The following is a 25,530-nucleotide window of genomic DNA, read 5'->3' as shown; positions in this document are numbered from 1 at the left end:
ATGATCGTGGTTGAAAAACTGACCAAACAATTCAACGGTCAGGTGGTGCTCAACGGCATCGACCTTGAGGTCAAGGAAGGCGAAGTCATCGCCATTATCGGCCCCAGCGGTTCCGGCAAGACCACCTTCCTGCGCTGCCTGAACTTCCTCGAACAGCCCACCAGTGGCCGCATCAAGGTAGGCGACATCGAAATCGACACCAGCAGGCCGATCAACCAGCAACAAAGCCTGGTGCGGCGCCTGCGCCAGCACGTGGGGTTTGTATTCCAGAGCTTCAACCTGTTCCCGCACCGCACTGCGCTGGAAAACGTCATCGAAGGCCCCACCGTGGTCAAGAAGATGCCACGCGAAGCCGCTGACACCCTGGGGCGCAAACTGCTGGCCAAGGTGGGCCTGGCAGGTAAGGAAGATGTCTACCCACGGCGCTTGTCCGGTGGCCAGCAACAGCGCGTGGCGATTGCGCGTGCACTGGCCATGGAGCCGGAGGTGATTCTGTTTGACGAACCCACCTCGGCGCTGGACCCGGAGCTGGTGGGCGAAGTGCTGGCGACCATTCGCAGCCTTGCCGAAGAAAACCGCACCATGGTCATCGTCACCCACGAGATGAGCTTTGCCCGTGACGTGGCCAACCGCGTGATCTTCTTCGACAAGGGCGTGATCGTTGAACAAGGCGAAGCCAAGACGCTGTTTGCCAACCCCAAGGAAGAACGCACCCGGCAGTTTTTGAGCAAGTTTCTGGCGCACTGAACCCCTGTGTGGGAGCTGGCTTGCCTGCGATGCAGACACCTCGGTAGAGCAGTCACACCTGGGTGATGCTATCGCAGGCAAGCCAGCTCCCACACAAGGGTGTTCCTACAGGAAGTCCTCATTCCAACCTGTAAAACATCCCCCCGTATCCGCCTGAATATCCCCGCCCCAGTCAGACCCTTCTGAATATCGCCAAACCCGCCGTTTAGCCTTTTGCCGCCATTGACGCCCCTTGGCCAACCCTCTTATCTAGCGTTCAGAGGATTGGATCCTATCCCAGCTGTTTTCTGAATCGTTCATTTCGGTCACCCCGCGCACCCGCGCCAAAGGTCCGGGACGATTGCTGCTGGCTGTATCAAGGAGATTATTTATGACGCCCCCCCTGCTCACTGCCCCGACACTGCCCCAGGCCATCGGCAATGGCATCAATGCCCTGGCCGCCACACACCTGCAGGTCGACATCGCGCCGTATCCCGGCATGGATGAAGGCGACCTGATCGAGCTGTTCTGGAACAACTGCTTTGCCGCTTCACGGCGGGTGACCGCGTGCAAGGTCGGCGCATTCACCCACCTGCGGGTGCCGGAAAGTTTCGTGCTGGATGGACCGGCTCAGGTCCATTACCAGGTCATGCAGATCGGCCATGGCCCTGCGCGCTCCGCCGAAACGCGGGTGCGCGTAAAGACCCACTACCCTGGCGGCCAACCCTCGCCCCTGTACCGCGACGAAAACCACAACCTCGCCCCCGTGGGCCTGCCCGAGACCATCCGCCGCTGCGGCGTCAACGCCAGCCAGGTACGGCGTGGTATTCCCCTGACCATCGAGCCGTACCTGAACATGACCACCGGCGATGCCATCACCCTGCGCTGGGGCGATGTGCGCCTGGATCTGCCGAAGATCCAGGCCAGGGAAATCGGCCAGGCGGTGCAGGTGTGGGTGCCTTCGACGGTGATTGTCGAAGCCGGCGACGACTGCCGGCTGGAGGTGACCTATTGCATTCTGGATCGCGTCGGCAACAACTCACGCTGGGCACCCGCCCGCACTTTACGCATTGCCGCCGAGGTGCCAACCCACCCGGCCGGGACTGCGCTGATCTATCGTCCCCGCCCTCTCGGGTCGCCCTGCGAACCTGGGTGACAGACCTTCTATGCATATTCCCAAAAGTTAGTTTATTTAAATATTTAACACGCTTAGGGTATATGCACCGGACCACCGGACATCTCTGATTTTTCTGTTTTTATTTCATTGAATGCGAGGTCGGTATGGTCAGAATTACCCCGGTGCGCAACGCCAGGGCATTACGTGCAGCCAAGGAGCGGCGCTGATGTCTAACTTGGCTCTAACAACTCCCCAGCGTGATCTGGATGTAGCCCCCCTGCTGTTGCCGGCCGCTGTGCTGCGCAACGATGCAGAGGCGTTGAACGCTGCCCGTGAGCTGGCTCAGGCTGCGCGCCTGCAAGCCGCCAAGCGCGACAGGCAACGCCAGTTGCCGTGGGCGCAGATTGAACAGTTCACCCGCAGTGGGCTGGGCAGTATTTCCATTCCCCGTGAATACGGCGGCCCGCAGGTGTCTTTTGTAACCCTGGCCGACGTGTTCGCGATCATCAGCGCGGCAGACCCGGCCCTCGGGCAGATCCCGCAGAACCATTTCGGCATCCTGCACCTGTTACAGGGTGCGGCCACCGAGCGCCAGAAAAAGCAGCTGTTCCAGAGCGTCCTCGACGGTTGGCGCATCGGCAATGGCGGCCCTGAACGCGGGACCAAGAACACCCTGGAGCTCAAGGCGCGCATCACCGCCAAGGGTGACGGTTACGTAATCAGCGGCCAGAAGTTCTATTCCACCGGCGCGCTGTTTGCGCATTGGGTTGCGGTAAAAGCCCTGAACGATGACGGCAAGCAGGTCATGGCGTTCGTGCGCCGTGGCACCGAAGGGCTGCGCATTGTTGATGACTGGTCGGGCTTCGGCCAACGCACTACCGCCAGTGGCACGGTGCTGCTGGACCAGGTGCCGGTGGACGCCGAACGGGTCGTGGAAAACTGGCGCATCGGCGAAACCCCGAACATCCAGGGCGCCGTTTCCCAACTGATTCAGGCCGCCATCGACGCCGGCATTGCGCGCGGCGCGCTTGAGGACACCATCGCCTTCGTTCGTGAACGCTCGCGTCCCTGGATCGATGCCAAGGTCGAACGCGCCAGTGATGACCTGTATGTGATCGCCGATATCGGCAAGCTCAAGATCGAACTGCACGCCGCCGAAGCCCTGCTGCGCAAGGCCGGTCAGGTGCTGGACCAGGTCAGCGCCGCGCCGATCACCGCTCAGTCAGCCGCGCGTGCGTCGATTGCCGTGGCCGAGGCGAAAGTGCTGACCACCGAAGTGTCGCTGCTGGTCAGCGAAAAGCTCTTCGAACTGGCCGGCAGCCGCGCCACCCTCGCCGAGTTCAACCTCGACCGTCACTGGCGCAACGCGCGGGTGCACACCCTGCACGACCCGGTGCGCTGGAAGTATCACGCGGTGGGCGCTTATCGACTGAACGGCACGTTGCCGGCTCGACATTCCTGGATCTGACTGACCAGACATCTGGAGAACATCATGACTTTCTCTAACCCCGTCGCGGTCATTACCAGCGACGAACACGCCCTTATTGTCGCCAGCGACCTGGCCGAAGACTTCCGCCGCGACAGCGCCCAGCGCGACCGCGAGCGCCGCCTGCCCTTGCCCGAGCTGGACGTGTTTTCGCGCTCCGGCCTGTGGGGCATCAGCGTGCCCAAGGAGTACGGCGGCGCAGGCGTGTCCAACGTCACCCTGGCCAAGGTCATTGCGCTGATCGCCCAGGCTGACGCCTCGCTGGGCCAGATCCCGCAGAACCATTTCTACGCACTGGAAGTGCTGCGCGTAAACGGCAGCCCTGCGCAGCAAAAGCGTCTGTACGCCGAAGTGCTCGCCGGTCAGCGCTTCGGCAATGCGCTGGCGGAACTGGGCACCAAGACCGCCCATGACCGCGTCACTTCAATCACCCGCGACGGCGACGGGTTCCGCATCAGCGGCCGCAAGTTCTATTCCACCGGCGCGATCTACGCCCAGCGCATCCCCACGTCAGTGGTGGATGAACAGGGCGTGCAGCAACTCGCCTTTGTCCCGCGCGACAGCGACGGCCTGACGGTCATCGACGACTGGAGCGGCTTCGGCCAGCGCACTACTGGCAGCGGTTCGGTGGTGTTCGACAACGTGTGGGTCGCCGCGCATGACGTAATCCCGTTCCAGAGCGCCTTCGAACGCCCGACCACCGTCGGCCCGCTGGCGCAGATCCTCCATGCGGCCATCGACACCGGCATTGCCCGCGCAGCCTTTGAAGATGCGCTGCACTTCGTGCGCACCAAGACCCGCCCGTGGATCGATTCCGGCAGCGACAAGGCCACTGAAGACCCGCTGACCCTGAAAAGCTTCGGCCACCTGAGCATCCGCCTGCATGCCACCGAGGCACTGCTGGAACGCGCAGGGGAATTTCTCGACCGTGCCCAGGCCGACAGCAATGCCGAGACGGTTGCGGCCGCCTCAATTGCCGTCGCTGAAGTGCGCGCCTTGAGCACCGAAATCTCCCTGGCCGCCGGCAGCGCGCTGTTTGAACTCGCCGGCAGCCAGGCCACCCTGGTCGAGCACGGCCTTGATCGTCACTGGCGCAACGCTCGCGTGCACACCCTGCACGACCCGGTGCGCTGGAAGTACCACGCGGTGGGCAATTACTACCTCAACAATGAAAACCCGCCACTGCGGGGGACCATTTGATGGCGAAGAAAAAAATCCTGCTCAATGCCTTCAACATGAACTGCATCGGGCACATCAACCACGGCCTGTGGACCCACCCACGGGACACGTCCACCCAGTACAAGACCATCGAGTACTGGACCGACCTGGCGCAAACCCTGGAGCGTGGGCTGTTCGACGGCCTGTTCATCGCCGATATCGTCGGTGTGTACGACGTGTACCAGCACTCGATTGATGTGCCGCTCAAGGAGTCGATCCAACTGCCGGTGAATGACCCGTTGCTGCTGGTCTCGGCCATGGCCGCCGTCACAAAAAACCTCGGCTTCGGCCTCACCGCCAATCTCACCTATGAGCCGCCGTATCTGTTTGCCCGGCGCATGTCCACGCTCGACCACCTGAGCCGTGGCAGGGTCGGTTGGAACATCGTCACCGGCTACCTCGACAGCGCCGCCAAGACCATGGGGCTTACCGAGCAAGTCGAGCACGACCGCCGTTATGACCAGGCCGATGAATACCTGGAGGTGCTCTACAAACTCTGGGAAGGCAGTTGGGAAGACGACGCAGTGATCAACGATCCACAAGCGCGGGTGTATGCGCAGCCGGGCAAGGTGCACAAGGTCGAGCATCACGGTGAGTTCTATCAGGTGGAGGGTTATCACCTGTGCGAACCCTCGCCGCAACGTACGCCGGTGCTGTTTCAGGCGGGCAGTTCGGACCGGGGCTTGCTGTTCGCCGGGCGTCATGCCGAATGCGTGTTCATCAGCGGACAGAACAAGACCGCGACCAAGCTCCAGGTGGACAAGGTGCGCGCCAGCGCCGTGGAAGCCGGGCGCAACCCGGATGACATCAAGGTGTTCATGGGCCTCAACGTGATCGTTGGCGCCACTGAAGCGCTGGCCTGGGCCAAGCACGCCGAATACCTGAGCTACGCCAGCGCAGAGGCCGGCGTGGCGCATTTCTCGGCGTCCACCGCGATCGACTTCGCTCAGTACGAACTGGACGAGCCGATCCAATACGTGAAGAGCAATGCGATCCAATCGGCCACCAAGAACCTGCAGAACAACGACTGGACCCGGCGCAAATTGCTCGAGCAACACGCCCTGGGCGGGCGCTATATCACGTTGGTGGGATCGCCTGAGCAGGTTGCTGATGAGTTGGAGTCGTGGATCAGTGAGACCGGCCTGGATGGCTTCAACCTGACGCGCATTGTCACGCCGGAAAGTTACGTGGATTTCATTGATCTGGTGGTGCCGGAGTTGCAGCGCCGCGGCTCGTACAAGACTGCTTATGACACCGGAACGCTGCGCGAAAAGGTCTTCGGTGGCAGCGCCCGCTTACCCGAACAACACACCGGCTCGACCTACCGACACTGAACCAAAACTGTGGGAGCTGGCTCGCCTGCGATAGCGGTAGGTCAGCGAATACACATGTGGCTGAAAGACCGCCATCGCAGGCAAGTCAGCTCCCACAGTTGACCGAGTTGTTAATGAATACACCTTATGACTGGAAATCGACCATGAAAAAAACACTGCTCTCTCACCCAGTCAAAGCACTGGCCCTGGCCTTCGGTTTGTTCAGCTCTGCGGCGTTCGCCGCCGATGCGCCGTTGAAAATCGGCACCACCGCCGCCTTCGCCATTCCCCTGGAAGCCGCGGTAGCCGAAGCCGACAAACAAGGCCTGAAGGTCGAGCTGGTGGAGTTCACCGACTGGATCGCGCCCAACGTCAGCCTGGCCGCCGGTGATATCGACGTGAACTACTTCCAGCACATCCCATTCCTGGAAAACGCCAAGGCCGCCGCCGGTTTTGACCTGGTGCCGTACGCGCCGGGCATCATCAACAACGTCGGGCTGTATTCGACAAAATATAAAAGCATCAACGACTTGCCCCAGGGCGCCAGCGTGGCGATTGCCAACGACCCGATCAACAGCGGTCGCGGCCTCCAATTGCTGGCCAAGGCTGGCCTGATCACCCTCAAGCCGGGCGTGGGCTACAAGGCCACCGAAGAAGACATTGTGACCAACCCGAAAAAGATCAAGATCCTGCAAGTCGAGGCCGTACAACTGGTGCGCGCTTATGACGATGCAGACCTGGTGCAGGGCTACCCGGCCTATATCCGCCTGTCCAAAACCTTCGATGCTGAATCGGCGCTGCTGTTCGACGGCCTCGACCACCCGGAGTACGTGATCCAGTTCGTGATCCAGCCGAAAAGCAAAACCGACCCGCGGGTGATCAAGTTCGTCGATATCTACCAGCACTCGCCCGTGGTACGCGCTGCGTTGGATAAGTCCCTCGGCAAGCTCTACCAAGTCGGCTGGGAAGATAAAAAATGACCGCCGCCAATGCCCAATTGCGCGACCTGGGCTCAGCGCCCAGGGACGCCGAGCAGACAGAACTGCATCCGGACCTGAACCGCGCCCATGTGCGTTTTATCAACCTGGGCAAGACCTATGACGGCACCGTGCACGCCTTGCAAGGCATAGACCTGGCGATACAGCGCGGTGAAGTGTTCGGCATTATCGGCCGCAGCGGCGCCGGCAAGTCGTCGCTGATCCGCACCATCAACCGCCTGGAGCAGCCCAGCAGCGGACGGGTGCTGATCGATCAGGTGGACATTGGCGAATTTGACGAAGACCGCCTGGTGGCGCTGCGTCGGCGTATTGGCATGATCTTCCAGCACTTCAATTTGATGTCGGCCAAGACCGTGTGGCAAAACGTCGAATTACCACTGAAAGTGGCCGGAGTGCCCAAGCCCCAACGTGAGCAAAAGGTGCGCGAACTGCTGGAATTGGTGGGTTTGCAGGACAAGCACACGTCCTACCCGGCGCAGCTTTCCGGCGGGCAAAAACAGCGCGTGGGCATCGCTCGTTCGTTGGTACACGACCCAGAGATTTTGCTCTGCGACGAAGCCACCTCGGCCCTTGATCCAGAGACCACCCAGTCGATCCTCGGCCTGCTGCGTGAGATCAATCGGCGCCTGGGCCTGACCATCGTATTGATCACCCATGAGATGGCAGTGATCCGCGAAATCTGCGACCGCGTGGTGGTGTTGGAACACGGGCGCATCGTTGAACAGGGCCCGGTATGGCAAGTGTTTGGAAACCCGCAACATGACGTCAGCAAAACCCTGCTGGCACCGCTGCAACATGGGCTGCCGGACGAGTTGCAAAGCCGTTTGCAGGCCACACCGCAATCCACCGATGCCGCTGTGGTGCTGCGTTTGCAGTTTACCGGCAGCGATACCGACGAGCCGGACCTGGCCGCGTTGTTCAGCGCGCTCGGCGGGCGTGTACGCCTGCTGCAAGGCGGCGTGGAACGTATCCAGGGGCACGCCCTGGGGCAACTGCTGCTGGCGGTGAGTGGCTCGCCCCACGACGCCTGCGAGCTGCGTAAACGCGCCGGGAATTGGGCACAACAGGTGGAGGTGCTGGGCTATGTGGTTTGATCGTTTAGTACAGGGCGCCATCGACACCTTGTTGATGGTCGGCGTGTCGTCGCTGATCGCGTTGCTGGTGGGAATTCCACTGGCGGTGTTCCTGGTCACCAGCGACAAGGGCGGTATTTACCAAGCCCCGGCGCTGAACCGCGTGCTGGGGGCGTTCGTCAATCTGTTCCGCTCGATTCCGTTCTTGATCCTGATGGTGGCATTGATCCCGTTCACCCGATTGATCGTCGGCACCACCTACGGCGTGTGGGCGGCGGTCGTGCCATTGACCATCGCCGCCACGCCATTTTTTGCACGGATTGCCGAGGTGAGCCTGCGTGAGGTCGACCACGGCCTGATCGAAGCCGCGCAAGCCATGGGCTGCCGACGCTGGCACATCATCTGGCACGTGCTGCTGCCGGAAGCGTTGCCGGGAATTGTCGGCGGGTTCACCATCACCCTGGTGACCATGATCAACTCGTCCGCCATGGCCGGGGCGATTGGCGCGGGCGGTTTGGGTGACATCGCCTACCGCTACGGTTATCAGCGCTTCGATACGCAGATCATGCTGACGGTGATCGTGCTGCTGGTGATTCTGGTGGCGGTGATTCAGTTGGGTGGGGATCGGTTGGCGCGGGTGTTGAACAAGCGGTGAGGTATAGTCGGACCATCTCAGCGCCCGGTATTGCTCTCCATGACTCTCAAGCCCGACGACCTCGACCAGATCACCGCCACCACCCTTGGCCACTACAACACAGTGGCTGAGGATTTCCGCGAAGGCACCCGCGATCACGATGTGAGCCAGAACATCGACGCGCTGTTGCGGCATATCCAGGGCTCCGCGCCGTTTACCGTGCTGGATTTCGGCTGCGGGCCGGGGCGCGATTTGCAGACGTTTACGCGCATGGGGCATATCGCCGTGGGGCTTGATGGTTCGGAGCGGTTTGCGCAGATGGCGCGCGAAGACAGTGGCTGTGAAGTGTTGCAGCAGGATTTCCTCAAACTGGATCTGCCGGCCCGGCGCTTCGATGGAATCTTTGCCAATGCGGTGCTGTTTCACATTCCCAAGCAGGAATTACCGCGTGTGCTGGAGCAGCTTCACGGGTCGTTGAAATCAGGCGGAGTCTTGTTCAGCTCCAATCCACGCGGCGAAAACCGGGAAGGCTGGAACGGGCCACGGTATGGGTCTTATCACGACCTGGAGGCGTGGCAGTCACTGCTGACAGCGGCTGGGTTTGATGAGTTGGAGCATTACTACCGTCCCGCTGGGTTGCCTCGGGAGCAGCAACCGTGGCTGGCGAGTGTCTGGCGCAAACGCTGAAAGCAGCCTGGCAATGCATTCCGACTGTGGGAGCGGGCTTGCTCGCGAATGCGGGGTGTCAGTCAGTACATCTGTAACTGAGCTACCGCATTCGCGAGCAAGTCGAATCGTCGCACCGCCGCTCCCACATTTTTAACTGCGTTTTTCCTGGGTTTCCTGTTTGGGTTCGCGGATTTTGTACCAAGCCACATACAGCGCCGGCAGGAATAACAGCGTCAGCAACGTGGCGATGATAATCCCGCCAATCATCGCGTACGCCATCGGCCCCCAGAACACTTCCCGCGCAATCGGGATCATGCCCAGGCTCGCCGCCGCCGCCGTGAGCAGGATCGGCCGACGCCGGTGCTCGGTAGCTTCCACCACCGCATCCCACGGCGTATAACCGGCCACCTCGTATTCATGGATTTGCGTCACGAGGATCACCGAGTTGCGGATGATGATGCCGATCAGCGCCAAAATACCCAGGATTGCCACAAAGCCCATGGGCGTGCCGGTGGGAATCAGCGCCAGCACCACGCCGATCAGCCCCAGCGGCGCAACACTCGCCACCAGAAACATCTTCTGCACACTGTGCAGCTGGATCATCAGGAAGGTTGCCATGAGGAACAGCATCAATGGCACCACGCTGGCAATCGGGCTCTGGGCCTTGCCGCTTTCCTCCACGGTACCGCCGGTGGCGACCTTGTAGCCCACCGGCAAACCGGCGCTGAACTTGTCGATTTCCGGCTTGAGCTGCTTCACCAGATCCGTCGGCTGCATCTCATCGCGCACCGAGGCCTTGATGGTGATAGTCGGCTTGCGATCGCGGCGCCACACCAGCGGCTGCTCCAACTCATAGCGTACGGTGGCGAAGGCCAGCAGCGGAATCGAGGTGCCGTTGGGCGTGACGATCTGCAGGTTCTGCAAGGTTTCCGGCGTGCCGCGCTCGGCGTCTTCGGCGCGGCCGACCACGTTGATCAGGTAGATATCATCGTGTACTTGGGTCACCGAAGCGCCGCTGACCACGCTGTTCATCAACTGCGCCACGTCTTCCGACGACAGCCCCAGTTGCCGCGCCTTGTCCTGGGCAATGTCGATGCGCAGCACTTTGCCCGGCTCGTTCCAGTCGTAGATGATCTCGCCCAGGTGGGTGTTCTTATCCAACAACGTCGCCAGTTCGATGGCGTGTTTGCGCACCTGGTCGGTGTCTTTGCCCGACACGCGATACTGAATCGGGCGCCCCACCGGCGGGCCCATTTCCAGCGGCTGCACAAAGCTGCCGATGCCGACAAAGTCATCACGCAGGCGCTTTTGCAGACGCTGGATCAACTCGCCGCGCTCCTCCAGGCCCTTACTCACGATGACCAACTGCGCGTAGTAGGGGTTTTCCAGTTGCTGGTCGAGCGGCAGGTAGAACCGGATCGCGCCCTGGCCGATGTAGGTGCTCCAGCGCGAAATGTCCGGATCATCCTTGATGATCGCTTCCAGACGGTCGACGGCTTTACGGGTCTCGTTGATCGAGGCGTTCTGCGGCAGGTTGAGGTCGACGAGGATTTCCGGGCGGTCCGACGAGGGGAAGAACTGGTTCTGCACAAACTGCATGGAGAACACCGACGCCACAAACAGCGCCACGGTGATGCCGATCGCCCACCAGCGGTTACGCATGGCCCACAGCATGCCGCCATTGAAAGCGCGGCCAATTCGCCCCGGCTCGCCATCGTGCGGCTTCACGTTGGCGCTGAGAATATGCACGCCGATCACCGGCGCAAACAGCACCGCCACCACCCACGACACCAGCATCGCCACGGCAATGACCGCGAACAGGGTGAAGGTGTACTCGCCCGCCGAGCTGGCGTTAAGGCCAATCGGCACGAAGCCGGCGACCGTCACCAAAGTACCGGTGAGCATCGGAAACGCCGTCGAGGTGTAGGCGTAGGTCGCCGCCTGCTCCTTGGTTTCGCCTTTTTCCAGGCGCGTGATCATCATCTCGACGGTGATCATCGCGTCATCCACCAACAGGCCGAGGGCGATAATCAAGGCGCCCAGCGATACCCGCTGCATGGTGATGCCGCTGTACTCCATGAACACGAACACCAGCGCCAGCACCAACGGAATCGAGCACGCCACCACCAGCCCGGCGCGCATGCCCAGGCTGATAAAACTCACCACCAGCACGATAATCACCGCTTCGAACAGCGCACTGGTAAAGCCGCCGACGGCTTCTTCCACCACTTCCGCCTGGTCGGAGACCTTGTGCACGCCGACGCCCACCGGCAGGTCGGCGGTCAACTCGTCCATGCGTTCATGCAGGGCCTTGCCGAACGACTGGATATTGCCGCCCTTCTGCATCGCGATGGCCAAGCCTAACGCCGGCTTACCGTTGAAGCGGAACATCGGCCGCGCCGGGTCGACGTAGCCACGCGTGATCTCTGCGATATCTGCCAGGCGATAGAAGCGGTCATTGAGCCGCAGGTTGACGTTGGCCAGGTCTTTCTCCGAGGCAAATTGCCCCGACGTGCGCACGGAAATCCGCTCCGGCCCGGCCTCGATCACCCCGGCCGGGGTCACCGCATTTTGCGACTGCAGGCTCTGCACGACCTGGCGCTGATCAATCCCCAGGGCCGCCAGCTTGCGCGTGGAAAAATTCAGGTAAATCACTTCGTCCTGCTGGCCGATCATCTCGACCTTGCCCAACCCCGGCACCGAACGAATCTCAGCGCGCACCTGTTCCACGTAGTCGCGCAACTGGCGCATCGAAAGGCCGTCGCCGGTAAAGGCGTACACCGAGCCGAACACATCACCGAACTCATCGTTGAATGACGGCCCCTGCAAACCTTGAGGGAAGTTGCCGCGAATATCGTCGATCTTCTTACGGACCTGGTACCAGATGCCCGGGATGTCCTTGGCGCTGGTGGTGTCCTTGAGGAACACGAACACCGTGGACTCGCCCGGCCGCGTGTAACTTTTTACGTAGTCGAGGGAGTCCAGCTCTTCGAGTTTTTTCTCGATGCGGTCAGTGACCTGCTTGAGGGTTTCTTCCTGGGTCGCGCCCGGCCAGCGGGTTTGGATCACCATGGTCTTGATGGTGAACGAGGGGTCTTCCTCGCGGCCCAGGTTCATGTAGGAGAACACGCCCATCAGAAGCGCGACGAACATCAAGTACCAGACGAAAGACTGATGCTTGAGGGCCCAGTCGGATAAGTTGAAACTCCCTTTCATCGCGGGCTGTCCTCGTCGATTTTGACCTTCTGCCCAGGCTTCAGGCTGTTCACGCCAGCGGTGACAATGCGCTCGCCGGGTTTGACGCCGCCATTGAGCAAGGCGCTGTTGGCATCACGGCTGATCACGCTGATGTCGCGCGGTTGCACGGTCTGGCTTTGGGTGTCGAGCAGCCAGATGCGGGTCTTGCCGTCGACGTCCTGCAGGGCGCTCAGGGGCACTTCGATGCGCGGGGCGATGGCGGTGCTCAGAGTGACGCTGATCGCCGTGCCGAGGCGGAATGCCGGTGGTGTTTCGGCCAGCGTTAGCCGCGCGCGACGGGTGCGTGTGGCGCTTTGCGCCTGGGGCTCAATCTCGCGCACGATGGCTGTGGTGTTGACGCTCGGGTCGAGTTGCCCGGCGACCAGGAACACCACGTCATGCGGCAGGCGCTCGGCAAGGCCGGCAGGCAAATCAATCACCGCTTCCTTGATATCCGGACGGGCCAGGGTCACCACTTGCTGTCCAGCGCTGACCACCTGGCCGGCCTCGGCATTCCAGGCGGTGACGATGCCGGCATGGTCGGTGCGCAGTTCGGCGTAGTTGAGTTGGTCTTTGGCTTGATTGACTGAGGCTTGTGCCTGCTCGAGGGTGGCCTGGGTGGTTTTCAGGTCAGTCTGGGCAATATCCAACTGGGCCTGGGCGCCGACGCCACGGTTGAACAGCTCCTGCTGACGGCGGGCGTTGGCCTGGGCATTGATGAATTGCGCCTGTACGCGCGCCAGATCGCCCTGGGCGGAACGCAATTGGTTCTGTTGGTCAGTGGGATCGAGTACGGCGAGCAAGGCACCCTTCTCCACTTCGGCCCCCACATCCACGGCGCGCCGCGCAATACGCCCAGGCACGCGAAAGCCCAGGTTACTTTCGTAGCGGGCCTGGATGGTGCCGGCAAAACGACCGAGGTTTTCCTGATCTTCCGATGTTACTTCCATGGACAGCACCGGGCGCAGGGGCTCCGGCGGCGGCTCTTCCTTCGAACAGGCAACCAGCAACAGGCTGGCGGCGAGTACCCCCGTCAGGCGCTTCATGGCTGCGCTCCTTGCTGGGCGATCTCGACCAGCATGCCGGGGTGCAGCAATTGCCCACCGGCCACCACCACTTTTTCGCCGCCTTTGAGGCCATCGCCAATGATGACCTTGCCGGTGAGGTAACGCGCCACGGTAACTTTATGCAATTGCGCCTTGCCGTCGCCGTCGATCAACCAAACGGCGGGCTCGCTGAGATCTTTGGTCAGCGCGGCCCAGGGTAATTCGATACTGGCCTTGGCCGGACCATTGGCGGTAGCGCTCACCACCGAGCCCAGCTCCATGCCCTTGGGCAGGGCTTGCAGGGCGATTTTCACCTGCACGGTGCCGGTATTCGCGGCCACGGCTGGCGTGACCTCACGGACCTTGCCCACGGCCTTGATGCTCGGGTTATCCAACAGGCTGACGGTGATCGGCGCATCCGGCGGCGGCTCTACCAGCAGCGACTCGTACACGTTGAATACGGCATCACGCTCGCCATCGCGGGCCAGGCTGAAAATCGGCACAGTGGCCTGTACCACCTGGCCGACCTCGGCCTGACGCGCCGTAATCACACCCGGCGCTTCGGCGATCAGCGCGGTATAACCGAGTTGTTCGCGGGCATTGGCCAACTGGGCTTGGGCGGCCGCCAGTGCGCTTTGGCTGCTGCGCAGCGCGGCCTGGGCGGAATCGTATTCGCTGCGACTGGTGTAGCCCTTGGGCAGGAGCTTTTCCTGGCGGACAAAGGCGGCGGCGGTTTGCTTGACCCGCGCCTGCTCGGCCACGACCTGGGCCTGGGCGGAATCAACGTTGGTTTGCAAATCCTTCGGGTCGAGCTTGGCCAGCACTTGCTTGGCGGTTACGCGGTCACCCACATCCACCATGCGCTGGATAATCTTACCGCCGACGCGAAACGACAGATCGGTTTGCACCCTGGCCTGGATATCGCCGGTGAGCGTGACCGCCGCCGCAAAATCCGCCGACTGCACGGTCTGCACAAACACCCGTGAATGCGCCTTGGGTTCAGCCTTTTCCTCGCCACAGCCGCTCAGTAGCGTCAGTAAGCCAAGACCAAAAATACAGGTGGAAATGCGAGCGCCCATGCAGGCTCCTTTTGCGTGATGCCGACTTGCCAGTGTGTATGCGACTGTGAGCTTAGTTCAGGGTTCCACAGGTGGGCGCTTTCTGTAGTGAGCGGGCTTGCCCCGCGCTGGACTGCGAAGCGGTCCCCCGCCAGGTGCAGAAGTTCTTTCCGATAGAATGGGGTGATTCCTTTTGGGGCTGCTACGCACCCCAGCGCGCGCGGCAAGCCCGCTCACTACAGGTATGTGACCGATGCTCAAGACCCTCGCGGTGGCCAATTACCGCTCGATCAACACATTAGTGGTGCCCCTGGACCGGCTGAACCTGGTCACCGGGCCCAATGGCAGCGGCAAGTCCAACTTGTACCGCGCCCTGCGCCTGCTGGCGGAAACCGCCCAGGGCGGGGTGATCAATGCGCTGGCCCGTGAAGGCGGATTGGACTCCACCTTCTGGGCCGGGCCGGAAACCATCAGCCGGCGCATGCGCAGCGGTGAGGTGCCGGTTGAGGCCACCGTGCGCCAGGGCGTCAAACGCTTGCGCCTGGGCTTTGCCGGGGACGACTTCAGCTACGCGATTTCCCTTGGGCTGCCGGAAAAGACTCTGTCGTACTTCTCCCTGGACCCGGAAGTAAAGAAGGAATGCATCTGGGCCGGCCACCTCTACCGTCCGGCGAGCCTGCTGGTGCAACGGTCCGGGCCCATGGTGCGCGCACGCGACGGTCGAAACTGGGATGTCCTCGCCCAGCACACGCCCAACTATCACAGCCTATTTGACCAGGTCGGCAGCCTGCGCGGCTCGCCGGAGGTGTTGCTGCTGCGGGAAAGCATCCGTGGCTGGCGCTTTTATGATCACTTTCGCAGCGATGTGGATGCACCGGTACGCCAGCCGCAATTGGGTACGCGCACACCGGTTTTGCACCACGATGGGCGCGATCTGGCGGCAGCGTTGCAGACGATCCGCGAGATCGGCGACCCCGAGGCTTTGCAGCGGGCGGTAAGCGATGCGTTCCCCGGCGCGCGCCTGAATATCGAGCCGCTGCAGGGCGGGCGTTTTGCGATTGAGTTTTATCAGGAAGGTTTGCTGCGGCCACTGTCGGCGGCAGAGTTATCCGACGGCACCTTGCGATACTTGCTACTGATCGCGGCGCTGCTGACGCCGAGGCCACCGACCATGATGGTGCTGAACGAGCCGGAGACCAGCCTGCACCCGGATTTGTTACCGGCGTTGGCGCGCTTGATTATCCAGGCTTCGCAGCATTGCCAAGTGTGGGTGGTGTCCCATGCCAGCCGCTTGATTGCGGCGTTGCAGCAGGATGAGGGGTGTAATTCGATTGTGCTGGAGAAGGTGTTGGGGGAGACACGGATCGTCGGGCAGGGGATTCTGGATGCGCCGGCTTGGCATTGGCCAGAATAGGCGTCGCCTGTACTGGCCTCATCGCGGGCAAGCCCGCTCCCACATTTTGATGTGTGAATACTTTCAAATGTGGGAGCGGGCTCGCCTGCGATAGCGGTAGGTCAGTCACTCAATAATGAACGGATCAACCCTGCCACTTCCCACCTTCCACAATCACACTCTCAGGCTTGGTGTCATCGCTCAGCTCTTTACGCACATATTGGTCATACAGCTTGAGCAAAAACTTTTCCTCACCCAACTTCGCCAACTCGGCATTCACCCAGTCACGCAGTTCGACATTGCCCTTTTTCACCGCTGGCGCAATCGGCGCTTCATCACCGAGTTTCTCTTCCAGCACGCGGTAGCCCGGGTTCTGCTTGGCCCAGCTGAACAACACCAGGTTGTCTTGCGCATAGGCATCACCACGCCCCGCCGACAACGCTTGCAACGACTCGGAGTTCTTCTCGAACTTGAGCAGCTTCCAGTCCGGGTGGTTCTTGGTCAGCCAGATATCAGCCGTGGTACCGGTGGTGACGATGGTCGTACGGGTGGCCAGGTCATCCAGGCTTTTCACGGCGCTGTTGTTTGGCACCAGGGCCTGTACCGCGACTTTCAGGTTGGGGTTGGTGAAGTCCACCGCTTCCTTGCGCTCCGGGGTCACAGTCATGTTGGCAAGGATCAGATCGACCTTGTCGCTTTGCAGAAACGGAATACGGCTGGCCGGCTCGACCGCCACGAATTCGACTTTGTTTTCGTCGCCCAGCAGGTCCTTGGCGAATTGACGGCCAATGTCGGTATCGAACCCCACATAGCGACCGGCTTCGTTGACAAAACCGAACGGCGGCTTGTCGGTGAAGACGCCGACGATCAGCTTGTCGCGCGCCTTGATCTTGTCGATGTAGCTCACGGTGGCAGCCGGCTTTACAGGCTCTTCGGCCTTTTTATCGCACCCGGCCAGTAAGGCGACGGCAAACAGTGGCAGCAGTAACTTTTTCATATCAGCGCAAGTTCCTTAGGTTTTTTGGGCAGTGTTGACACAAAGGAGAACTTCTCCAGGAACTGCTGCGCGCGTGCGGTTTGCGGGTTCGTAAAGAATTCTTCGGGGGTGTTGTGTTCAAGGATGCGACCGGCCTCCATAAACACCACGCGGTCGGCGACGGCGCGGGCGAAGGCCATTTCGTGGGTGACGATCAGCAGGGTCATGCCATCGCGGGCCAGGCCCTGGATCACTTCCAGCACTTCCTTGACCATTTCCGGGTCGAGGGCGGCGGTGACTTCGTCAAACAGCATCACTTGGGGGTTCATGCACAACGAGCGGACGATGGCGATGCGTTGCTGCTGGCCGCCAGAGAGCTGGCGTGGGAAGGCGTCGCGCTTGTCGGCAAGGCCCACGCGGTCCAGCAGTTTTTCGGCCTGCTCGCGGGCTTCACGAGGGTCGCGTTTTTGCACCTTCAACGGGCCGAGCAGGATGTTGTCGAGCACGCTCATGTGCGGGAACAGGTGGTAACTCTGGAACACCATGCCAATGTCCTGGCGCACCTGGCGCCAGTCGGTTTTCTTGTCCAGTAGCTCATTGCCGGCAAAGCGCAGGCTACCGCTATGCGCGACTTCCAGACCATTAAGGCAACGCAGCAAGGTGCTTTTGCCGCAGCCACTGGGGCCGAGGATCACCACCACTTCACCGCTTTGCACACTCAGGTCGATGCCCTTGAGCACCTGCGCCTCGCCAAAGAACTTGTTGAAACCCTGAAACTCGATCAATGCGCTCATGCTTGGGCCCAGCGCCGTTCCAGCACCTTGGAGGCGGCCGACAACGGGTAGCAGATAAAGAAGAAAAACAGGAACAGCACGCCATAGATCAGAACCGACTCATAGGTGCGTTCGATGATTTGCTGGCCGACCTTGATCACATCCACCACGCCGATCAGCACCGCCAGGGAGCTGGTCTTGATGATGCGCGTGTAGACGTTGATGGTCGGTGGCGTCATGCGCTTGAGCGCCTGTGGCAGCAGCACGTAGCCGTAGAGCTGCGGATCAGAGAGGCCTATCGACAACCCCGCCTCGCGCTGGCCGCGAGGCAACGAATGCAAGGCGCCACGCACCACTTCGCCGACTTCACTGGCGCCCCACAACGACAGCACCAGCACCGCGCACCAGAAACTCGGGATGCTCAGGCCAAAGAAAATCGGCAGACCGAAAAACAGCAGGTACAACCACACCAGCACCGGGATTGCGCGAAACAGCTCCAGATAAACCCGCAGCGCCGCGTTGATCAGCGTGTTATTCAAGGTGCGCAGCACGCCATACAACACGCCACCGACGGTGCTGAAGGCGATGCTCAAGAATGAAATCGACAGGGTTTGCGCGGCGCCTTTGCCCAGTTGCGGCAACGACACCCACAACAACTCAAGACCCGAACTGGCCATGTTGGAGCCTCCTTTCCAAGCGGCTGAGAAGCAGCGACAGCGGCAAGAACAGCAGTACGCAAATCAGCGTCAGCACGGCGAGCATCTCGTAAGTCTTGTAGTACAGCGCGATGTAGCTCTTGGTGGTGTAGAGAATCTCCGGCACCGCCACGGCCGAGACCACGGTGGTTTCCTTGAGCAGGAAGATGAAATTGGCGAACAGCGCCGGCAGGCTGAGAATGCCGGCCTGCGGCAGGATCACATGCCGCAGCAGTTGCCAATCGGACAGGCCGATGGACTTGCCCGACTCGATCTGCGCCAGCGGCACGGCTTCCACACCGGCGCGCAGCACTTCAGTGAGGTACGCGCCGCCAAGGAACGTCATGGTGATGATCGCCGCCCAGAACCCGGAAATATTGAAGCCCAGGGCCGGCAGCGCGAAGTACACGAAAAACAGTTGGATCAGCAGCGGCGTGTTGCGGGCCAGCTCCACGTACAGCGCCACCAGGCGCGACAGGTACGGCGTGCGAAACACCAGCAGCGCCGCGTTGATCAGCGCCACCAGCAGCGAGGTGGCAATGGCGATCAAGCCTACTTGCAGGGTCACCCCCACGGCTTTCAAAAACGCCGGCAGGGTGCTGAGGATAAAAGCGAAATCGAAGGTCATTTCCAGTCCATGACGCCGCAAGGGTAATGCAGCGAGCGCAATCCGATCCGACATGGGTAACGCCGGGTAGCGCGAACTTTAAAAGCATAAAAAGCAAAATTTAAATACCAAAATAGCATATTGATATCACCCAAAAAGATAACCGGCGGATTCGCGGGTTTGCCGGGTGACGGCTATGGTTGTGGGGTCTGAGATTCGAGGGATTGAACAATGAACGAAGGGAAACCGATTGATCCGCAGGAGTTGGTGAAATGGTTGATGGCGTTGCGCAGGGCAATCAATAGCCAGGCACTGTGACAAAAAAACAGCCTCACCACGGTGAGGCTGTTTTCACGCTTTCAACCTTGCGCCGATGGCCGCCGATCAGCGCCCCCCGCCATGGCTTTGGTGGCACTTTTCTGCTGCTCTTCCGTTTCAAAATTGACGTAGTTGTCCGGGAACTTGAAGTGCGAATCCACCAGGCTCCAGTACTCTTTGTTCTCTGGCTTCGCCATGTCCCATATACGTTCGGCGGAGGATGCGGCGTCGTTACGTATTTGGTCCGGTTGCCCTTTGGCTTCTTGTATCACCCGGTCGACATGCCCGCGTAATGCGTTGGGCCCGGTGGTTTCGATCGTGCTTTTGTTCGGGCGGCTGAAATAACGGTCGCCGGCGTACTCATTACCTTTCATCGAGCGATATTTATCCCCGATGTCATCAATCATGGTCGTCAGCATCGCGCTCTGGGGATGGCTGGCGAACAACGCGTTGGCAAAATAAGGTGTGGCGTTGCCACTCGCTTCACTCTTGCCTGCCGCCATGCCGACCAGCATCAGGTCCGGATGGGCATTCAACGCGCCATCGAGCGGGCGTACGCTTTCCAGATCGATGTCTGTGTAGGTGCCGCCATGTCGATTGACGATTTCATACCGGGCGACGTCAGAGGCTGCGGCATAACCGCCATTGCGTCCGATGATTTCATGTTGATAAACGTCCTGGTTTTTCAAACGTATATCGGCCGGATTGCTCAAATCACGTATCTGTACGTTTTTCAGGTCTGCGAATCGCTCTTGCAAAGCAGTTAGCGCCGTCGTATCACGGGGCGGGTTGCTGACATAGCGGTCCCAGGACTTAGTGGTCTGGTCGAGAATGGTGGCTTCTGCTTGATTAAACTTATCATCGGTACGCGAAGCATGACGCGCAAATGCACTTAGCACTTGCGAAGCATTTTCCGCAGTCACTTTCCCACCCTCAGGCAGCAGAGAAGCCCTCAATGCTTTGTTACCTGGGGACGACAGTTCTTTATTAAGCTCTGAGATCACTTGTTTTTGCTCAATCTTATTACGCGGCTCGTTCCCCGGGCTGCTCATCACCGTTTTAAGTTGACTGAACAAACCACGAACAGGCCTTTCCGACTGATAGTTTGGATAGATACTTTCAGCTTTGGCCTGTGCAGTTTTATTAGTTGCATAAGTATCAAATTGAGTAGAGTCCACCCACAACATAATTTTATGGTTGGGGTTCATCTTGGCCCACTGGCGTAAGTAGGTGTCCTGGTTTGAGCCGGGCTTGGAGCCGACCCAGACCATGTGGATATTATTGGCCACCGGCTTGAACTGGTCTTTGGGGTATTGGGTTTCGAAGCTTGCAGCACTTTCCGGCGGGTGAGCTCCAATGGCAGGAGCTGCCATAAAGGTCGGCACATGATCGGGGAAAATGGATTTCAACATAATAACGGCTCCAAAAGCTTATATAACTCACTGGCGCCTCCATGCGATGACTCCTACAACCTGTGCAAGCTTGCTCTCACACATTCAATCGGGCAAAACTAAAACTGTAAGATAATTTATAAATACACTCAGAAATAATTATTCAAACTGATAAATGAACCAAACCATTTGCCAAGGCCAATAAAGCAGTTAACGCGCCTATATTTTCCAACCCTGTTTTTTTCAAAAAGACCGCATAAAAAAACGCCGACGCTGTAGTAGCCGTCGGCGTTGAAACCTTGAAGGGGGTTTTGGCTTACATCAGAACGCCGGCACTACCGCGCCGTTGTACTTCTTCTCGATGAAGGCTTTGACTTCCGGGCTGGTCAGGGCCTTGGACAGTTTCTGGATAGCGTCGCTGTCCTTGTTGTCCGGGCGTGCCACCAGGAAGTTCACGTAGGGCGACTTGGCGTCTTCAATGATCAGCGCGTCTTTCGCCGGGTTGAGGCCAGCTTCCAGGGCGTAGTTGGTGTTGATGACGTCGAGGTCAACCTGATCCAGTACACGTGGCAGCAGGGCCGATTCCAGCTCCTTGAATTTCAGGTGCTTGGGGTTGTCCTTGATGTCTTTCGGTGTGGACAGGGCATTGGTTGGGTCTTTCAGCGTGATCAGACCATTCTTTTGCAGCAGCAACAGGGCACGGCCGCTGTTGGAGCCTTCGTTCGGGATGGCAACGGTGGCGCCATCTTTGAGCTCAGAAATATTCTTGATTTTTTTCGAGTAACCGCCGATTGGCTCAACGTGTACGCCAATTACAGTGACCAGGTTGGTGCCCTTGCCCTTGTTGAAGTTTTCCAGGTACGGCAGGGTCTGGAAGTAGTTGGCATCCAGGCGTTTCTCGGCAACCTGCGTGTTGGGTTGCACGTAGTCGGTGAAGACTTTGATTTCCAGGTCCACGCCTTCTTTGGCCAGGGTTGGCTTGATCAGCTCGAGGATCTCGGCGTGCGGGATCGGGGTCGCCGCTACGACCAATTTCTCGTTGGCCTGGGCCAAGCTTGCAGTCAGGGCAGCCGCCAGTGCGGTAAACAACAGAACCTTTTTCATGCAGTGTCCTTATCGACATTCCGGGGCGTCTCTGACGACCGTTTTTATGAGGTGTGCCAGCGAAGTGCTATCGCGGCGTGGAATGGACAATACCTAGATTTTTTATTCCCGAACAATATCTTTTATTCACGTTGATATTCCATTTTATTCATACAGGAATTTGCGCAGGGTTTCCTGCTCGGCAGGGCTGGCGCTGTTGAAAATTCGCTGTACTCGCTCCAGGGGTGAGCCCGCCGCTGGCAGGTTCAAATGCTCGGGCAAAATCTCGTCGCCGCTGCTGACCAGCAACGCAAAGTGAATAACGTTTTCCAGCTCACGGGTGTTTCCCGGCCAGCTGTGGTGTTCCAGCACACGCTGCGCGTCATCACTGATCAGCGGCACCGGCAGGTCCAGGCGCTGACTGTAGATCCCGAGGAAGTACTCGGCCAGGGACAGGATATCGCCGACGCGCTCGCGCAGTGCCGGCAAGTCCAACCGGCCTTCGCTCAAGTAATGGAACAAGCGCTCATGGAACTTGCCGGCAGCCACGGCCTGGGCCAGGTCGATGCTGGTGGCGGCAACCAGGCGCACATCCACTGGGCTAGGCTGATGGGCACCGACGCGGGTAACTTCGTGGTTTTCCAGGGCGGCCAGCAGTTTCACCTGGATCGGCAGCGGCAAGTCGCCGATCTCATCCAGGTACAACGTGCCGCCATTCGCCGAGCCAAACCAACCGGCCCGGCTGCTGGCCGCGCCACTGTGGGCGCCAGCGGCATAGCCGAACAATTCGGCATCGGCGTAAGTCGGGCTGATGGCGCCGCAGTTGACCGAAACAAACAAGCCGGTGCGGTCGCTGCCACAGTGGATATGCCGCGCCAGCAGCTCTTTACCGCTACCGGTCTCGCCGCGGATCAACACAGGTAACGCGCGCGGCGCGAGGCTTTCCAGGTCTTCGCGCAATTGGCGCGAACGAGGATCAACAAACACCAACGCCTTGGCGCGGATACTCAGCGGGCTTTTCTCGGCGTCGGGAAAGGTCAGCAAGGGCTGGCCGTAGGTTTCATGCAGACTCATGGCAGGCTCCCGCCCCCAATCCACTCAGGGACGGGGCGTTGAAAAATGTTCAGGCAGTACGCCGGGCGTGGTGCTCTAGGCGGCTTTGCAGGCGATAGAGGTAAGCGAAACCCTGCTCCCAGCGCTGGTGGCCGGATTTCACATTGATATGCCCGGCACCGGACAAGATGCCGGCTTCGGCACCCCAGTTACGCGCGAGCTCCAAGGCGCGTGGAGCACTGACGGCACTGTCGTTATCGGAACTGACCACCTGGCTGGGAAACGGCAGCAGGTCGGTGGGGATCGGCGCAAAGTTGCGCAAGGCAGGCGAGCAGGCAGGACGTTCGACATCGGCGGGGGCCACCAGCAAGGCGCCGCGCACTTGCCGCAGAAACTGCACGGGGGCCGTGGCCGCCCAATGCGCTACGGTGATGCAGCCCAGGCTATGCGCGATCAGGATCACCGGCGTGCTGTCGGCGGCGATGGCTTCAGCCAGCGCGGCCACCCAATCTTCGCGACGCGGGGTGAGCCAATCGGCCTGCTCCACCCGTGCACTGTTGGGCAGGTTGTTCTGCCAGTGACTTTGCCAATGATCTTCTGGCGATCCTTGCCAGCCCGGCACGATCAGATAACGAATCGATTCGCTGTGCATGGGTGTGCCCTCCTGCAGCGTTTAACGTTGCTGAACAGTATAGGGACGGGGATTATATTCGTTAAGGAATAAGAAGCTATTTATTAATAACCAAAAACTCAACCCCACAGAAGATCAAAATGTGGGAGCAAGCCCGCACACAGTGGTTCAGTGTCGTGGCAGGAATCGCGCGCAAAAAAAAAGGCCGCACCCTGCCAAGGAGACGGCCCAAAAACTGTCGAGATGTTTGAAATTAGCGCGCTGTAATCACCGACAGCGTGGTAATCCCCGCGCGCTCGATAGACGCCATGGCGCGTGCCACTTCGCCGTAATTCACGCCATCGTCAGCCTGCAATTGCACCCGCACAACGGGGTCCTTGGCCTTGGCCGCCTGCAAGTTGAATTCCAGCAGGTTCGGCTGGATTTCATCCTTGTTGATAAACAGTTTTCTGTGTTCGCAGTTGCCCCAACGGCGCGCGGTGCGGCCGGCCAAGGTCGACCAACTCACCAACCGGGGCCTGGCGCCATGGCGCCTTCCTACGGTTTGAAACAAAAAACCGACAGGCCTGCGTGGAAGGCCGTCCTAGGCTGAATCATCGGGCCTAGACGCTTATCTCTTAAAGTAACCTTTAAATTTATACCTAGATCAAAACCGAATAAACGAAACATCGAAAAACCTGAAAGCCACGGCCTGCGAGGGCTGGCTTTGACACGTGACTGTTCCAATGCTTTTCAGGCATACAAAATATTCATGAAAGGCATCATTTAGCAGGCGTTGCGAGCGCAGTTGATCCGTTGCGGGGCATGGAACTCGACGCGTGGCCCCTGTCACTGAACGACACCAAGCTAACCAAAAGGTGTATTGACATGCTCATCCATCAGATCTCCTCCTCTTCAATACCTCAATTCAACGGCACTGCCGCGGTCACCCAACTTGCTGCACCGTCGCAGACAAATGCGTTTGTTGACCCCGCCAGTCGGTCCGTGGAGGGAAGCCGTACACGCGAACTGGCATTGCAACAAACCGTGGCGGCCAGGGACCTGCTCTATCATCCCGGTCAAACGTTACGCACCTAGATAGGGTTAGCGGCGGGCCGAGCGCACGAAATGATCAGTTACTTGGGTATTCTGCAAGGCCCATTGGGGGGGCATCTTTTTGGAGCTGAAGGGCTCATGCCTGGCGAAAAGCCGCAGGCCTTGCTCAATACCCTGCAACGGTTGGTCAACGACATACCGGCGGGCAGTCACAGCGCGACGGCTAAAGATCGGTCGGTACTGATAGCACTCATGGGTGATATCGGAGCGATTCTGAGCGATACAACGACCGGCATCGAGCGTACGAAAGAGCAGAATCAGCAACTGCGCAAATGGATTCCTCGCCTACTGGGACTTGCGCATCCGGCGGCGGAATCCATGGCCGCCACTACCGAACTGGGGGGCTCGGGCACCATCGGCCCGACTAAAAAACAGGAACGAATCAAACCGCCAAATGAGCAACCTCCACGCACAGGCATTCACAACCTGGGGAGACAAGCGGATGACCTGCTGGGTATTGCGCAATCACAGCGGTTGCTTCCTAGCCGATGGGACGTGGCGCAGCTGAAAACCGAACGGGTGAACACCACCGACGAACCGTTGGTGGCACACATGTCTGGCACACAGGCGGAAACCCTGGCCGTCTGGGACATGCTTCGCGGTGAGCAAAAGCCCTTCACTCAAGTGATGGACACGTTCAGAGAACAATCAAGCAACACGAACGATCCCATGGCTTACTTACCACCCAGAGAACGGGACGCTCGCTACGCACGCGCGGCTGGCACCGCCGCGTTTTTGATCAGCAACGGGTACCACAGTGCCGTTGAAGTGCTGGGGGAACGCTGGCCTATACGGGCCAGGATGGGCAATCCGCGATGGGCTCACGACAAGACATCGCCCACCTCTGCGGACAAGGTGCAGCAACGGCGCTTGTGTGCGAGCTGCTCAACTCACAGAGCAGCTCTCGCTATTAAGCGCGAGTGCCACAGTGAATAGAACC

Annotated in this window: 22 protein-coding genes and 2 pseudogenes; 11 read left to right on the top strand and 13 right to left on the bottom strand. The window is 59.9% G+C overall.

The features are described 5' to 3' along the window. The 9 genes from tcyN to BFP95_RS23110 all read left to right on the top strand — a co-directional run bounded on the left by tcyN (position 1) and on the right by BFP95_RS23110 (position 9,252). Positions 1-747: an L-cystine ABC transporter ATP-binding protein TcyN gene (gene tcyN, locus BFP95_RS23150; RefSeq protein ID WP_065875871.1), complete on the top strand. Its 747-nt coding sequence runs from the start codon at positions 1-3 to the stop codon at positions 745-747. Positions 748-1,117: 370 nt separating this feature from the next. Beyond that, on the top strand, positions 1,118-1,882 hold the full coding sequence (locus tag BFP95_RS23145) for a hypothetical protein (protein WP_065875873.1): 765 nt from the start codon (positions 1,118-1,120) through the stop codon (positions 1,880-1,882). A gap of 187 nt (positions 1,883-2,069) precedes the next feature. After that, the gene (locus BFP95_RS23140) at positions 2,070-3,311 is read left to right on the top strand and encodes an SfnB family sulfur acquisition oxidoreductase (protein WP_065875875.1); all 1,242 of its coding nucleotides are present in this window, start codon (positions 2,070-2,072) and stop codon (positions 3,309-3,311) included. 24 nt (positions 3,312-3,335) lie between these two features. After that, positions 3,336-4,529, top strand: a complete 1,194-nt coding sequence (locus BFP95_RS23135) for an SfnB family sulfur acquisition oxidoreductase (protein ID WP_065879751.1) — start codon at positions 3,336-3,338, stop codon at positions 4,527-4,529. Beyond that, a complete protein-coding gene (locus BFP95_RS23130; RefSeq protein WP_065910769.1) occupies positions 4,529-5,881 on the top strand; it encodes an LLM class flavin-dependent oxidoreductase in 1,353 nt (450 codons plus the stop codon). Before BFP95_RS23135 ends, BFP95_RS23130 begins: the two co-directional genes overlap by 1 nt. A 143-nt stretch (positions 5,882-6,024) precedes the next feature. Next, entirely contained in the window at positions 6,025-6,840 is an 816-nt protein-coding gene (locus BFP95_RS23125; protein WP_065910768.1) for a MetQ/NlpA family ABC transporter substrate-binding protein, read from the top strand. Continuing rightward, complete coding sequence (locus tag BFP95_RS23120; protein WP_065879749.1) at positions 6,837-7,952, top strand: methionine ABC transporter ATP-binding protein; 1,116 nt, start codon at positions 6,837-6,839, stop codon at positions 7,950-7,952. Before BFP95_RS23125 ends, BFP95_RS23120 begins: the two co-directional genes overlap by 4 nt. Beyond that, positions 7,942-8,586, top strand: a complete 645-nt coding sequence (locus tag BFP95_RS23115; protein WP_016974994.1) for a methionine ABC transporter permease — start codon at positions 7,942-7,944, stop codon at positions 8,584-8,586. Before BFP95_RS23120 ends, BFP95_RS23115 begins: the two co-directional genes overlap by 11 nt. Before the next feature lie 39 nt (positions 8,587-8,625). Continuing rightward, positions 8,626-9,252: a class I SAM-dependent methyltransferase gene (locus tag BFP95_RS23110; RefSeq protein ID WP_065875886.1), complete on the top strand. Its 627-nt coding sequence runs from the start codon at positions 8,626-8,628 to the stop codon at positions 9,250-9,252. A gap of 132 nt (positions 9,253-9,384) precedes the next feature. Here the strand turns inward: BFP95_RS23110 and BFP95_RS23105 are convergent, their stop codons facing one another. The 3 genes from BFP95_RS23105 to BFP95_RS23095 are packed head-to-tail and all read right to left on the bottom strand — an operon-like array spanning position 9,385 to position 14,596. Next, the gene (locus tag BFP95_RS23105; RefSeq protein WP_065910767.1) at positions 9,385-12,450 is read right to left on the bottom strand and encodes an efflux RND transporter permease subunit; all 3,066 of its coding nucleotides are present in this window, start codon (positions 12,448-12,450) and stop codon (positions 9,385-9,387) included. After that, the gene (locus BFP95_RS23100; protein ID WP_065875890.1) at positions 12,447-13,517 is read right to left on the bottom strand and encodes an efflux RND transporter periplasmic adaptor subunit; all 1,071 of its coding nucleotides are present in this window, start codon (positions 13,515-13,517) and stop codon (positions 12,447-12,449) included. The genes BFP95_RS23105 and BFP95_RS23100 overlap by 4 nt, the downstream gene beginning before the upstream one ends. Further along, positions 13,514-14,596, bottom strand: coding sequence for an efflux RND transporter periplasmic adaptor subunit (locus BFP95_RS23095; protein ID WP_065879744.1), 1,083 nt, complete (start codon positions 14,594-14,596; stop codon positions 13,514-13,516). The genes BFP95_RS23100 and BFP95_RS23095 overlap by 4 nt, the downstream gene beginning before the upstream one ends. Positions 14,597-14,828: 232 nt before the next feature. Between BFP95_RS23095 and BFP95_RS23090 the strand changes: the two genes are divergently transcribed. After that, positions 14,829-15,989: an AAA family ATPase gene (locus BFP95_RS23090; RefSeq protein WP_065910766.1), complete on the top strand. Its 1,161-nt coding sequence runs from the start codon at positions 14,829-14,831 to the stop codon at positions 15,987-15,989. Positions 15,990-16,113: 124 nt separating this feature from the next. On the opposite strand, the gene BFP95_RS23085 is transcribed toward BFP95_RS23090, so the two are convergent. The 10 genes and pseudogenes from BFP95_RS23085 to BFP95_RS30095 all read right to left on the bottom strand — a co-directional run. Continuing rightward, entirely contained in the window at positions 16,114-16,965 is an 852-nt protein-coding gene (locus BFP95_RS23085) for a transporter substrate-binding domain-containing protein (RefSeq protein ID WP_065910765.1), read from the bottom strand. After that, positions 16,962-17,738 (bottom strand): amino acid ABC transporter ATP-binding protein, encoded by a 777-nt coding sequence (locus tag BFP95_RS23080; RefSeq protein WP_065875898.1) that lies wholly within the window; start codon positions 17,736-17,738, stop codon positions 16,962-16,964. Before BFP95_RS23080 ends, BFP95_RS23085 begins: the two co-directional genes overlap by 4 nt. Then, a complete protein-coding gene (locus BFP95_RS23075) occupies positions 17,735-18,394 on the bottom strand; it encodes an amino acid ABC transporter permease (protein WP_065875899.1) in 660 nt (219 codons plus the stop codon). The genes BFP95_RS23080 and BFP95_RS23075 overlap by 4 nt, the downstream gene beginning before the upstream one ends. Continuing rightward, positions 18,375-19,040 carry an amino acid ABC transporter permease gene (locus BFP95_RS23070; protein ID WP_003187615.1) on the bottom strand — a complete coding sequence of 222 codons (666 nt, stop codon included), beginning with the start codon at positions 19,038-19,040 and terminating at the stop codon, positions 18,375-18,377. The genes BFP95_RS23075 and BFP95_RS23070 overlap by 20 nt, the downstream gene beginning before the upstream one ends. 338 nt (positions 19,041-19,378) lie before the next feature. Beyond that, on the bottom strand, positions 19,379-20,749 hold the full coding sequence (locus tag BFP95_RS23065; RefSeq protein ID WP_065875901.1) for a TcdA/TcdB catalytic glycosyltransferase domain-containing protein: 1,371 nt from the start codon (positions 20,747-20,749) through the stop codon (positions 19,379-19,381). Between the two features lie 300 nt (positions 20,750-21,049). Beyond that, a complete protein-coding gene (locus BFP95_RS23060; RefSeq protein ID WP_049710620.1) occupies positions 21,050-21,832 on the bottom strand; it encodes a MetQ/NlpA family ABC transporter substrate-binding protein in 783 nt (260 codons plus the stop codon). 144 nt (positions 21,833-21,976) lie between these two features. Beyond that, a complete protein-coding gene (locus tag BFP95_RS23055; protein WP_065910764.1) occupies positions 21,977-22,885 on the bottom strand; it encodes a sigma 54-interacting transcriptional regulator in 909 nt (302 codons plus the stop codon). A 49-nt stretch (positions 22,886-22,934) separates the two neighbouring features. After that, positions 22,935-23,516 carry an alpha/beta hydrolase gene (locus BFP95_RS23050; RefSeq protein ID WP_065910763.1) on the bottom strand — a complete coding sequence of 194 codons (582 nt, stop codon included), beginning with the start codon at positions 23,514-23,516 and terminating at the stop codon, positions 22,935-22,937. Between the two features lie 232 nt (positions 23,517-23,748). Then, a pseudogene (locus BFP95_RS29840) lies at positions 23,749-23,943 on the bottom strand (ExbD/TolR family protein); the annotation flags it as partial. Continuing rightward, positions 23,939-24,031, bottom strand: a pseudogene (locus tag BFP95_RS30095) (energy transducer TonB); the annotation flags it as partial. The pseudogenes BFP95_RS29840 and BFP95_RS30095, both read right to left, overlap by 5 nt. Before the next feature lie 571 nt (positions 24,032-24,602). On the opposite strand from BFP95_RS30095, the gene BFP95_RS23040 reads away from it, so the two are divergent. Then, positions 24,603-25,526 (top strand): hypothetical protein, encoded by a 924-nt coding sequence (locus tag BFP95_RS23040; RefSeq protein ID WP_139115325.1) that lies wholly within the window; start codon positions 24,603-24,605, stop codon positions 25,524-25,526. The last annotated feature ends 4 nt before the right edge of the window (positions 25,527-25,530 follow it).

The organism is Pseudomonas sp. 58 R 12 (assembly GCF_900005865.1).
GTDB lineage: Bacteria > Pseudomonadota > Gammaproteobacteria > Pseudomonadales > Pseudomonadaceae > Aquipseudomonas > Aquipseudomonas tritici.
Note: the sequence above shows the minus strand (reverse complement) of the source record. Positions and strands in the feature narration are given on the sequence as shown.